General features: G+C 63.4%; 10 protein-coding genes. 8 read left to right on the plus strand and 2 right to left on the minus strand.

Translation table 11 applies throughout. The annotated features are described in order from the left end of the window. The first annotated feature begins 80 nt into the window (after positions 1-80). The 8 genes from CK215_RS17560 (at position 81) to CK215_RS17595 (ending at position 9,893) form a co-directional block, all read left to right on the plus strand. On the plus strand, positions 81-2,330 hold the full coding sequence (locus tag CK215_RS17560) for an ABC transporter permease (RefSeq protein ID WP_095831657.1): 2,250 nt from the start codon (positions 81-83) through the stop codon (positions 2,328-2,330). Further along, positions 2,323-3,105: an ATP-binding cassette domain-containing protein gene (locus tag CK215_RS17565; RefSeq protein ID WP_066990523.1), complete on the plus strand. Its 783-nt coding sequence runs from the start codon at positions 2,323-2,325 to the stop codon at positions 3,103-3,105. Before CK215_RS17560 ends, CK215_RS17565 begins: the two co-directional genes overlap by 8 nt. Positions 3,106-3,297: 192 nt before the next feature. Further along, a complete protein-coding gene (locus CK215_RS17570; RefSeq protein WP_095831658.1) occupies positions 3,298-4,326 on the plus strand; it encodes a LacI family DNA-binding transcriptional regulator in 1,029 nt (342 codons plus the stop codon). 296 nt (positions 4,327-4,622) lie between these two features. After that, positions 4,623-5,747 (plus strand): sugar ABC transporter substrate-binding protein, encoded by a 1,125-nt coding sequence (locus tag CK215_RS17575; RefSeq protein WP_066990529.1) that lies wholly within the window; start codon positions 4,623-4,625, stop codon positions 5,745-5,747. Between the two features lie 75 nt (positions 5,748-5,822). Next, complete coding sequence (locus tag CK215_RS17580) at positions 5,823-7,370, plus strand: sugar ABC transporter ATP-binding protein (RefSeq protein WP_095831659.1); 1,548 nt, start codon at positions 5,823-5,825, stop codon at positions 7,368-7,370. Beyond that, on the plus strand, positions 7,367-8,347 hold the full coding sequence (locus CK215_RS17585; RefSeq protein ID WP_095831660.1) for an ABC transporter permease: 981 nt from the start codon (positions 7,367-7,369) through the stop codon (positions 8,345-8,347). Before CK215_RS17580 ends, CK215_RS17585 begins: the two co-directional genes overlap by 4 nt. Next, a complete protein-coding gene (locus CK215_RS17590) occupies positions 8,344-9,330 on the plus strand; it encodes an ABC transporter permease (protein ID WP_095802329.1) in 987 nt (328 codons plus the stop codon). The genes CK215_RS17585 and CK215_RS17590 overlap by 4 nt, the downstream gene beginning before the upstream one ends. An 80-nt stretch (positions 9,331-9,410) precedes the next feature. After that, on the plus strand, positions 9,411-9,893 hold the full coding sequence (locus CK215_RS17595; protein WP_095831661.1) for a gluconokinase: 483 nt from the start codon (positions 9,411-9,413) through the stop codon (positions 9,891-9,893). An 83-nt stretch (positions 9,894-9,976) separates the two neighbouring features. Here CK215_RS17595 and CK215_RS17600 read toward each other — a convergent pair whose 3' ends face one another. Together CK215_RS17600 and CK215_RS17605 are read right to left on the minus strand one after the other, a co-directional pair. After that, the gene (locus CK215_RS17600) at positions 9,977-11,128 is read right to left on the minus strand and encodes a hypothetical protein (RefSeq protein ID WP_067328911.1); all 1,152 of its coding nucleotides are present in this window, start codon (positions 11,126-11,128) and stop codon (positions 9,977-9,979) included. Between the two features lie 95 nt (positions 11,129-11,223). After that, entirely contained in the window at positions 11,224-11,673 is a 450-nt protein-coding gene (locus tag CK215_RS17605; RefSeq protein ID WP_013530871.1) for an Rrf2 family transcriptional regulator, read from the minus strand. Between the last annotated feature and the right edge of the window lie 108 nt (positions 11,674-11,781).

Here is an 11,781-nt window from a genome sequence, read left to right on the forward strand (position 1 = left end):
TGTCAAAGCGACACTGAACCCGGCGCGGGAGGGCTGGTATCCTCCCGCGCGTTTCGACCATCGGAACCCCTTATCAAAGAATGCCCGCTGAAGCTCTCGTTCGTCGCCTTCCATCCCAGCTCGTCGGCGGCTGGGAAATGGGATTGCTCGCCCTGCTGGCGCTGATCTATCTCGCCGGCGCTGCCGTCAATCCGGCGTTCTTCGGCTCGCCAGAGGCGTTCCATGCACTGTTTCGCGATACCTCGCGGGTCGCCATCATCGCCGTCGGAATGACCTTCGTCATCATCAACAAGGACCTCGACCTTTCGGTCGGTTCCATCTACGGCCTGGTGGCCGTCGTTTTTGCGAGGCTGTTCGCGCCAAGCTTCGCCGATCTCGGCATCGTCACGTCGGTGACCGTCTGCGTCCTTCTTGGCATGGTGATCGGCCTCGTCAACGGCGTGCTCGTTACCATCCTAAAAGTGCCGTCGTTCATCGCCACCTTGACCACGCTTTTAATCGGCCGCGGCTTCGTCCTCGCCCTGACGCACGGTCAGGCGATCTACTATCCAGGCAAAGCGAAGGAGGCCCCGCTCTTCTTCCATCTCGGCGAGACGAACGTCTTCGGCTTCAACAACCAGATCGCAATCTTCGCGGTCGTTGCCGTGATCGGCGCCTACGTGCTCGCCAACACTCGCTGGGGCTACGAAACCTTTGCGACGGGCGGCAACGAGCAGGCAGCAGTCTATGCTGGCATACCGACGAACTGGGTGCGGATCCGTGCCTATCTGCTCTCGTCGCTCTGCGCCGCTGTTGCCGGCCTCCTGTCGGCCGCTCAAGACAAGGGCGTGACCCCGCTTTACGGCGTCAGCGGCGAACTGACCGTCATCGCCGCGGTGATCATCGGCGGCGCTTCCATTCTCGGCGGTCGCGGCCGCGTCGCCGGGTCCTGCCTCGGCGCCACGCTGGTCGTTCTGCTGGACAAGGTGCTGCGCGAGGGTTTGCCGATCACGCGCACCATCAAGATCGGCGAGGAGGAGGTGACGGTCAACGCCGTCTACTCCCTGCCAGTAGGCGCGGTGCCGGTCTTCCTCGGACTGCTGCTTGTCATCGCAGTGCTGATCGAACCCTATCTCATCCGCCGCCAGGTCGCGGCGCGCCTCTGGGCATGGCTGCGCGGCAGGCCGCCGCCGCCGGCCTTCGAGATCGGCGGCGTCGCGCTCGAGGGCGTGGTGACCAAGGGCGCGATGGCGACCGACATCGCATTGTCGGCGACCGGGTTCGGCAAGTTCCTCGCCCGGCGCGATGCCCTCGCCGTCATCCTGACAGTGGTGCTGTGGCTCACGGGTCTTTTCCTCAGGCCGGATTACTGGTGGAACCTGTCCAACACTTTCGCGATCCTGCTCAACTATACGGAACTGGCGCTGATCACGGTCGGGCTTACCTACGTCATTGCGGCCGGCGATATCGACCTCTCCGTCGGAGCCGTCCTGGCGCTCGCCGGCAGCGCGGCGGCCTATTTCCTGAAGGTCCTGGGTGCCGACCCCGTCACCGCTATCGCGATGGGCCTGCTTGCGGGAATGCTTGCCGGCCTCGTCAACGCCGTCGTCGCCGTTGGCTTGAAACTGCCGGCCTTCATCGCAACGCTTGGCATGTTCTACATCGCCCGCGGCCTCGCGGCCTGGTTCGTCGCCGGGCAGCAGCTTACCGGCTGGCCGGAGGGCTACAATTTGCTCGGCCGCAAGGTGAATGACATCCTCCTTCACTTCAGCATCGTACTTCCGGATGGCATCCTCAGAACACTGGCCGAGGTGGTCAGCGTGCAGACCATCTGGATGATCTTCGTGGCCGTGATTGCCGGCGTCGTGCTCGCCCACACGCCGTTCGGGCAAAAGGTCTATGCAACCGGCGGCAACATCCGCGCCGCCGCCTATGCCGGCATCAACACCAACCGGGCGCGCTTCATCTCGCTCATGCTGGCGGCGTTCTGCGCGACGATGGCCGGGATCATCAACGTCGCCTATTTCCGAAGCTTCAACCCCGTTGCAGGCCAGTTCCGCGAACTCGACGCCATCGCGTCGGTGATCATCGGCGGCGGGTCGATCTTCGGCGGCTACGGCACCATGCTGGGTTCTCTGGCCGGTGCAGCCGTGATCACACTGGTTAGGGCGCTCCTGCAGCTCAATGTCCAGGGCTTCAGCATGCCGCAGCATTGGATCAATGTCTTCATCGGCGTCATCCTCATTGTCGCGGTGCTGATCGACATCTGGGTGCGCCAGGCCAATATCTTCGGTCGCCTGCGAGCCCGCCTCGCGCGAGGCGCACGAACCCGGGAAACCATTCATGCCTGATGCTGCGTTGCCTCAACCGATCGTGGAAATGCGAAGCATCGAAAAAGCCTTCGGTGCCGTTCAGGCGCTTCGGAAAGTCGATCTGGTGCTCTATCCCGGAGAGATCCTTGGACTGGTCGGCGACAACTCGGCCGGCAAGTCGACGCTCATGAAGATCCTGACCGGCGCCTATCAGCGCGACGCCGGCGAAATCCTCGTCGCCGGTCAACCGGTGCACTTCAAGAGTCCGCATGAGAGCCGCGATGCGGGCATCGAGATGATCTACCAGGATTTCGCTCTTTGCGGAAACATGGATGTCGGCCAGAACATCTTTCTCGGCCGCTGGCCGCGCAAAGGCCCTTTCGTCAATCGCCGCAAGATGTACGCGGAAGCCGATAGCGTGCTGAAGCGGCTCAAGGTGGACGTGAACTCCGTTTTCCAGAAGGTCGAGAGCCTGTCGGGCGGTCGCCAGCAATCCGTGGCGATCGCCCGCGCGATTTCGTTCGAGCCACGCGTCGTGATCCTCGACGAACCGACCGCCAATCTCTCGGTGATGGCGACCGCGAGGCTCCTCGAGACCATGCTGGAACTGAAAAGACAGGGTGTTGCCCAGATCATCATCTCGCATCGGCTGGTCGACATTTTCGCCGTAGGTGACCGTGTCATGGTGCTCAAGCGCGGCGAGAATGTCGGCGACCGTCATGTCAGGAACACCGACGAGCACGAGGTCCTTGAGATCATCGTCTCCGGCACGCGGGAGCAGGCGCTTACGGCCGATCAAGCGAGGGCGGTCTGACGACCGAGGCATTGACCCCGGGGTTTATCGCCTCTGCCGGGGGTCGGCTGAACCAAAATTCGTCGGCTTGACAACGGCCATGGCCTGCGCGACCCAACCGGAATGGGACGGGCTGCGAAACATGGTTGCTGTGGCTAAACTGTTGATCGTCAACTCGCCGCTGCGCTCCTTTCGTGCAAAAAGGACAAGGCGGTGACAAGGCCGCGCTCGCGGCGCGGCGGCGGCCGCCCGACCATCGCCGACGTGGCGCGCAAGGCGGGCGTCGGCGCGATCACCGTGTCGCGTGCGCTGCGCGAGCCTGGGCGGGTTTCGGAAGATCTGCGCCGGCAGATACAGGTCGCCGTCGACGAGCTCGGTTACATCCCGGACCCCAATGCGCGCGCATTGGCCTCGGCGCGCGCGGAGGTCTTCGGCGTGCTGGTGCCGTCGCTCACCAACAATGTCTTTGCCGAAGTGGTGCGCGGCGTCTATGACAGTCTTTCGGACAGCCCTTTCCGCATCCAGATGGGCAATACCCACTATTCGGGCCTGGAAGAGGAGCGGCTGCTGCAGCTGTTCGCCTCGCAGCGCCCGGCGGCGCTTATCGTTGCCGGCATCGACCAGACGCCGCAGTCGCGAAAGCTGCTGGAGACGGCCGGCTGCCCGGTGGTGCAAGTGATGGAAACCGGACACGATCCGGTCGATATGCTGGTCGGCTTCTCGCATTTCGACGGTGGTCGCGCTGCCACCGAGCACCTGATCGAGGCAGGTTATCGGCGCATCGGTTTCATCGGCGCGCGCATGGACCCGCGCTCGCAGCGGCGCCTTGCCGGCTATCGCGCGGCCATGGAGGCGGCCGGCCTGTTCGATCCCCGCCTGGTCACCACCACGCCGCTACTGTCCAGCGTGACGCTCGGCCGCGAGCTTTTGCGCGATGCTCTGGCCAAGATGCCGTCGCTCGACGGCGTCTTCTGCAACAATGACGATATCGCACTGGGGGTCTTGTTCGAATGTCGCCGCGCCGCCATCGCGGTACCGAAGGCCATCGGCATCGTCGGCTTCAACGACCTCGACATGATGCAGGCGGCGTTCCCGTCGGTCACCAGCGTTCGCACGCATCGTTATGAAATCGGACGGCAGGCAGTGGCGATGGCGCTGGCGGCGATTGCGGGCCGGAGGCCCCAGCAGAGGGTTGTCGATCTCGGTTTCGAGCTCATTCGCCGCGAGAGCACCGCACGTTGAAACACGCAAAGACGACTGTGCAAATGCCGGTTTACTACCTTGCATGGTAGCGCTACCATCTTCAGCATCGAGTAGTACGGTGGGTGGGGGGAAGGCGCTGTTTATTATACATAAGAAAACAGTCCTTACTTGTTTATTATGTATAATATGATAGTTTGCTGAATTGCCCGCAGGCGAGGCAAGAGGAGGCAGCGGGCAGCAAAGGCCGGCCGGCAGGCGATTGGATGCGGTAGGAGGTGCCGGCCAAAACGCCAGGACTTAATCAACAAGCAGAACTGCAACTGGGAGGAATACTGATGATCAAGTCACTTGTTGGCGGTGTGGTTGCCGCCACTGCATTTGTCATGCTGAGCTCGTCGGCGATCGCCGATCCGGAAATCGTCAAAGGGCCCTCGGCCGAGCCCGACTGCTTCGCGCCCTGGGCGGCCGACACACAATTCTTCAAATATCCGAAGAAGGAAGGGCCCTATCGTATCGCGCTCGCGAACGGCTATATCGCCAATACCTGGCGCATCCAGATGATCCAGACGGCCAAAGCCTATGCCGCGCAGCCGGACGTCGCCAAGAAGCTGAAGGAATTCAAGGTGGTATCGACCGGCGAGGATGTGCCGGCGCAGATCTCGGCGATCAATAACTTCATCGACTCCGGCTTCGACGCGATCGTCGTCAACGCCCAGAACCCGACCGCGTTCGGGCCCGTGATCAAGCGCGCCAAGGAAGCCGGTGTCATCCTGGTTGCCTTCGACAACATCCTCGACACCAAGGACGCCATCAACGTCAATGTCGACCAGAAGGGGCTCGGCGAATTGTGGGGCAAATGGCTGGTCTCGCACGTTCCGAACGGCGGCAAAGTGCTTGAGGTGCGCGGCGTCGCGGGTACCTCCGTCGATACCGACCGGCACAATGGCATTCACGAGGTTCTCAACGCGTCGGGCAAGAAATGGGATGTCACCGAGGTCGTCGGCAAGTGGGACGACGGCGTGGCGCAGAAAGCCACGGCCGACGCGATCGCCACCAGCGGACCGTTCGACGGCATCACAGGGCAAGGCGGCGATACCGGCATCGTGCAGGCGATGATCGACGCCAAGCATCCGTTCGTGCCGTTCGGCGGCGAGACGGAAAACGGCTTCCGCAAATTCTGCGCGGCGCATGCGGCGGACGGGCTGAAATGTTCGTCGGCCGGTACCGGCCCGGCGCAGGTTGCCGTTGCCATCAAGACGGCGATTGCCGCGCTCGAAGGCAATGTCGTGCCGCAGTCGGTCAAGCTGCCTTTGGCCATCGTCGAGGATCCGAACTTCAAGGCAGGGCAGGACTACTTCCCCGATCAGTCCGACAATTTCTTCGTCGGCAATTCCTTCCCGACCTGCGGCATCAATTTCACCGCGCAGGAAATCATGGGCCAGACCAAGGAAAACAAATAGTCTGACGGACCGGCGTCGCGGAAGCCGCGGCGCCGGCCGCTTGATGCCAATCACGAACTGGCCTGGGGAGGGCTGATGAACGGCGCGGCTCCGCTCTTCCGCATGGAAGGCATATCCAAGCGCTATGGCGGCGTGCGCGCCCTGGAAAAGGCCGATCTCACCGTCACGGCCGGCAACATCCACGCCATTCTCGGTGAGAACGGCGCCGGCAAATCGACTTTGATCAAGGTCATGGCCGGTGTCGTTGCGCCGGATGAAGGTACCATGACCCTGGACGGCCGCGAGGTGACATTTGCTTCGCCCGCCGCGGCAAACCAAGCCGGCATCGTCTGCATCTTTCAGGAGCTGTCGCTCATTCCGGAGCTGAGCGTCGCCGACAACATCGTCATATCCGATCCGCCGAAACGCTTCGGCATGATCGACCGCAAGGCGCAACGGCGCCTCGCGGAACAGGCGCTTGCCCGCGCGGGTGCCGCCGATATTCACCCCCTGGCGCTGATCAAGGACCTGCCGCTCTCGCGACGACAGATGGTCGAGATCGCCAAGGCGTTGGCCAGGAAGCCGCGCATCCTGATCCTCGACGAGGCGACGTCGGCGCTGACCGCCGCCGATGTCGCGAAGGTCTTCGAGGTGCTGAAGCGGCTGCGCCAGGAAGGGCTGGCGCTGCTCTATATCTCCCACCGAATGAACGAGATCTCCGAGCTTGCCGACCAGTGCACGGTGTTTCGCAACGGCCGCAATGTTGCCAGCTATCGGGCTGGATCGAAGAGCGACAACGAAGTCGTCGAGCTGATGATCGGCCGGGAATACAGCCACATCTTTCCGCCGAAGCCGACCAGGCCCCAGACGGTTGCGGCTCCTGTGCTGGAGGCGCGCAACCTGTCCTGGAGCGATAGGCTGGACAATATCTCGCTCTCGGTTGCGGCCGGCGAGGTCGTAGGATTGGGCGGGCTCGACGGCCAGGGTCAGCGTGAGCTGCTGCTGGCGTTCTTCGGCGTTCTGCGAGGTCTTTCCGGGCAGATCCTGGTCGACGGCAAGCCGGTTTCGATTGCCAGCCCGGCAGCCGCCAGCGATGACCGTATCGGCATGGCGCTGATCCCGGAAGACCGCAAGACGGAAGGGCTGATGCTGCCCATGACGGTGCGCGAGAACCTTTCCTTCGCAGCACTCGACAGGCTGTCAAAGGCCGGCGTCATCGACCGTGCCGCCGAGCAGCGGCTGATCGATGACATGGTTGAATTGCTGGCCATCAAGACGGCGGGGCTCGATATCCCGGTCGGCGCGCTGTCCGGCGGCAACCAGCAGAAGGTGGTGATCGCCAAATGGCTGATGCGGCAGCCGCGCATCATTCTGCTCAACGATCCGACGCGCGGCATCGATGTCGGCACCAAGCAGGAGCTCTATCAGCTGATGCGTAAGCTCGCCGACGCCGGCGCAGCGATATTGTTTTATTCGACCGACTATGACGAGCTGATCGGCTGCTGCGACCGCGTGCTCGTGCTTTATGACGGCGCCATCAAGCGCGAGCTGGTTGGCGCCGATATCACCGAGCACGCGCTGATCGCCAGCGCGCTGAATATCCACGGCGGCAGCGAGCGGGCAGAGCAAGGAGAGGGCGCGTGAAGGATTGGCGCTATTGGCTGGCCGAGCAGCGCGGGACGCTGCTGGCGTTCGCCATCTTCATCGTCATGTTCGCGATCTACAGCGGCAATCATCCAGCCGGCTTCACGGCCAATGTCGTGCAGACAGCGGCGAACAAGGGCGTTCTGCTTGCCTTCGTCGCGATGGCGCAAACGCTGGTTGTGATCACCGCCGGCATCGATCTCTCGGTCGGCATGATCTTCACGCTGACCAATTGCATGGCTTCCTGGCTCGTCATCGGCACGGGTCTCGAGACCGCGTTTGGATTGGTGGCTGTGCTTGGCACCGGGCTCGTCTGCGGGGCGATCAACGGCGCCATCGTGATCTACGGGCGCCTGCAGCCGATCGTCGCCACGATAGCCACCGGCGCCGTCTATTTCGGTCTCGCGCTGCTTTTTCGACCGGTTCCCGGCGGATCGGTCAACGAGGATGTCGCCGATTTCCTGACAGGGCGCTTCTTCGGCGTTGTGCCCGCAAGCCTGATGGCGCTGTTCGTCGTCGTGCTCGTCGTGTGGGTGCCGTTCCGCCGCTCCGAGCTCGGCCGCGCCGCTTACGCTGCCGGCTCGTCCGAGACGGCCGCCTATATGTCAGGTGTGCCGATCCGCAGGGGCAAGTTCCTTGCCTACACGCTGGCCGGACTGCTTGCCGCGATCGGCGGCCTGTTCCTCACCTTCTTTACCTATACGGGCGAGGCCGCCTATGCGAGCGGCAATGCCTACACATTGTTCTCGATCGCGGCTGTTGTGCTCGGCGGCGTCTCGCTGTTCGGGGGCAAAGGCAGCGCCATTGGCGCGATCTTCGGGGCGCTCGCCTTCCGCACCATCGGCGACCTGCTTTTCGTCTTCGATTTCGACCCGCTCTGGCAGCCGCTGTTCCAGGGCATCATCCTGTTGATCGCGGTCAGCCTCGGCGCCTTCGCGCTGTTTCGGGTGCGCAACCGGCTGGAGTGGTTCCTGTGAGCGAAACGACGCTTGGCGGCATCGCCAGCCGCATGCCGAAATTCATCCGCCGCGCCGATCCGGCGGTGGCGACCGCCTTTGCCTGCATTGTTATCCTGCTTCTGCTCGGTAGCCTCTATTCGCGCAGTTTTCTCTCGCCGGAATATCTCCTGCAGCAGCTGAAGGTCGCGTCGTTCCTCGGCGTGATCGCCACCGGCATGATGCTGGTGATCCTGCTCGGGCAGATCGACCTTTCCGTGCCGTGGTCGGTGGCGACCGGCGCGATGATGGCCTGTGCCGCTGCAGCCTACGGTCCGGTCGGCGTCGCGCTCGCCATCCCGTTCGGCGTTCTGTGCGGGGTCGCGATCGGCATCGTCAACGGCGTCGGCGTGGCTTATTTGCGCATTCCCTCGATGATCATCACTCTAGCCACCAACGCCGTCGCGCAAGGATTGATGGTGGTCTACACAGGCGGGTTCTCGCCGCAGGATTCGGCGACGGCGGCGATGCGCTACCTTGCGACCGGCTTCACCATTCCGGGGGTGCCGAACGCCGTCATCATCTGGGCGCTGATAGGGGCGGCAATGGTTTTCGTGCTGACCCGCACCTCCTTCGGCCGCGTAGTTTACGGCATCGGTAACCGTGAGCGCGCCGCCTATCTTTCCGGAATCGACACGCGCCGCGTGGTGCTGATTGCCTTTGCCGTCTCCGGCGGGCTCTCGGCCTTCGGAGGCGTCCTGCTCGCGGGCTACGCATCGAAGGCGGCGCAGTCGATGGGTGACGCCTATCTGTTGCCGTCGATCGCCGCCGTGGTGCTGGGCGGCACTTCGATCCTCGGCGGCCGCGGCTCATATCTCGGCACCGTCGCCGGCGTGATCCTGATCACGCTGCTGCAATCGATCCTGTCGGTCATGCAGATGCCGGAGGCGGGGCGGCAAATCATTTACGGCGTCGTGATCGTGGCCATGCTTTTGCTCTATGGCCGTGCGCCGGCAAGCCGCTGATTGTGGATGAAGGATCGCAAGGCCACAGCCGTCGGAGGTTTCCATTGAACGACATCCGGTCAGCGCCGGCCATAGTCGTGATGGGGGTAGCCGGCTGCGGCAAGTCGGTGATCGGCGAAGCGCTGGCCGAGGCGCTGGGCGCGGTCTTCATCGAGGGCGACCTATTGCATCCACCAGAAAACGTGGCGCGCATGGCGCGCGGCGAGCCGCTGACGGATGCTTTGCGCGAGGGTTGGCTCGATGCCATCGGCGAGCGCATCGCAGCCTCGGTCGGCGAGGGACACAAGCCGGTGGCGGCCTGTTCGGCGCTGAAGCGCAGCTACCGGAACCGGCTGCTCAGCTTTTGCCCGGGCATCGTCTTCCTCTATCTGAAGATCGATCGCGAGACCGCCTGGCGACGGGTGTCGGGGCGCAAAGGCCATTTCATGCCGGCGAGCCTGGTCGACAGCCAGTTCGCGGCCTTGGAAGAACCGGAGCCGGACGAACCGGCGGTGACGGCGGATGGCGCGCGGAGCGTCGCCGCCATCCTTAAACAAGCACTGAGCTCAAGCTCCTCGAGCTGAACAGGTTCAGGCGACGCACTTTTCAGTCTTCGTTCTGATGCATGTCGTTGACCCAAAACCGCTGCGCGTCTGGGGGAAATGCATTATGCGGCGTCGGCGCCGATCGCGGCTTGATCCTGCTGTCCGGTGAGCCGGTTGGCGCTGGACCAGGCCATCATCTGCTCGGGATGCAGTTTGACCGCTTCCAGCAGCCGGTCGCGCTTGAGCAGGATATAGGCCGCTTGCAGAACGAGGTTCTTTGCCGCCACGTCCTTTGCCGGCCGGGATGCAGGCTGGACAGCGTTGGGCTTCAGTTCGGGACTGACGATCGCCCGGTATTCGCGAAAGGGCACTGTCTCCAGGGTCGACATGCCAAACAGCGCAGCGCCGGCGCGCGCCGCAAAATTCGCCGGCGCCGAGGCGAGGTGGGTCCAGCCACGCTCGCCCATGGCGCTCTCGGTGAAGGTAGATCCCGCGTGGATGGTGTTGGTCATCAGCACGACTCCGTTCTCCTTCAGCGTCTTCTGGATGCGCGCCGTAACCTGGTAGGCTTCGGCGCGCTCAAAGACGATGCGGCTCTTCAGAAACCGGTTTTCGACCTCGACCAGCGGCTTGTTGATCACATGCAGGCCGAATTTGCTTTCCGAAAAGCCGTGGAAGTTGACGCTCACCTGGTGCGCTTCGATGCCGGCTTCGAAGAGGGCGCGCTTGCCCATGATGGTCTGGGCGACGAACTGATCGCACCAGACGATGGCGCCGCGGCCGCGCTGCAAGGCCTCGCGCAAGCCGTCGATGCCTTCCAGCCGGATCGCCGGCGACCAGCGCCTGCCAGGCGCCAGATGAGCGGCAAGCATCAGACGGCGGCGATGCGCGGCGGCGAGATGTCCCCTGAAAAGGCTTCGCGTGTCGGCATCATCGCCAAGCACCGCTTTGATCGCCACGTCATACCGCGCGAAATCCTTGCGAAAATGACGCTTGCGTCGAAGCGTCGAAACCCAATCGCAGATCGGCGCCCACCAGGCCACCGGCAGCACCGCCGCCACCCCGAGATAGAACATGGATAGCAGGCTTTCGCGCAGATCCTTGTTGGAGACGCTGCGCAACTTGCCGGGGCGGAGGAGCTTGCGGCTGAAGAAGCGGACGGTCTCGCCGCGCTCCGGCACTGCAACGTCGGCGATGATCTCGGTATGATAGATGCTGGCGGATGACGGTTGCCGGTTGGCCCTGCGGGACTTGCCAAGCCGAGGCAGCCTCATGCGTCAGATACCCCCAAACCTTCATCCATCCGTCAGCCGATTTACAGCGTCTGTCGCGGACAGACAACCAACGGCGAGACGGCGCGGCTGAGCGGTCAGATCTGCGACGTGAGTTCGACCGGGAAATCGTCGTTGTCGGCGTCGCGCATGGCGGCGAGGCTGCGGTTGTCGAGCACCTCGGCGATCGCCTGGCGCACTTCCAGCATCATGTGACGGACCTGGCACGTCGCCTCGTCGCAGTCCTCGCAGCGCTGATATTGCGTGCGGCTGGCGCAAGGGATCGGCGCCAACGGCCCGTCGAGCACGCGCACCACATGGCCGATCTTGATCTCGGAAGCGGGCCTGGCGAGGCGATAGCCGCCTTCCTTGCCCTTGCGGCTCTGGACGAAGCCGGCATTGCGCAATTCGCCCAGGATGGCGTCCAGGAACTTCTTCGGGATGTTGTTTGCGACCGCTATGTCGTTGACGAATGCAAGCTGGCCAGCCGGCAGGCCGGAAAGATGCACGAGGGCCTTGAGGCCGTATTTGCCTTTTTTGGTCAGCATGCCCGATTCAGTTTATCAAACCCCAAGCGCCTGCATCTGGCGGTTGTTTGTGTGCAAATCATGACAGTTTTGGCCGCGCTAGGCGGTTTGGCACAACAATTCGTCGAC

This window comes from Mesorhizobium sp. WSM3864 (genome assembly GCF_002294955.1).
GTDB lineage: Bacteria > Pseudomonadota > Alphaproteobacteria > Rhizobiales > Rhizobiaceae > Mesorhizobium.

Excerpts from the sequence above, each read along its gene's own strand:
- CK215_RS17575 (WP_066990529.1), top strand. The coding sequence starts at position 4,623 with ATGATCAAGTCACTTGTTGGCGGTGTGGTTGCCGCCACTGCATTTGTC.
- CK215_RS17595 (WP_095831661.1), top strand. The coding sequence starts at position 9,411 with ATGGGGGTAGCCGGCTGCGGCAAGTCGGTGATCGGCGAAGCGCTGGCC.
- CK215_RS17605 (WP_013530871.1), bottom strand. The coding sequence starts at position 11,673 with ATGCTGACCAAAAAAGGCAAATACGGCCTCAAGGCCCTCGTGCATCTT.
- CK215_RS17560 (WP_095831657.1), top strand. The coding sequence starts at position 81 with ATGCCCGCTGAAGCTCTCGTTCGTCGCCTTCCATCCCAGCTCGTCGGC.
- CK215_RS17565 (WP_066990523.1), top strand. The coding sequence starts at position 2,323 with ATGCCTGATGCTGCGTTGCCTCAACCGATCGTGGAAATGCGAAGCATC.
- CK215_RS17600 (WP_067328911.1), bottom strand. The coding sequence starts at position 11,128 with ATGAGGCTGCCTCGGCTTGGCAAGTCCCGCAGGGCCAACCGGCAACCG.
- CK215_RS17580 (WP_095831659.1), top strand. The coding sequence starts at position 5,823 with ATGAACGGCGCGGCTCCGCTCTTCCGCATGGAAGGCATATCCAAGCGC.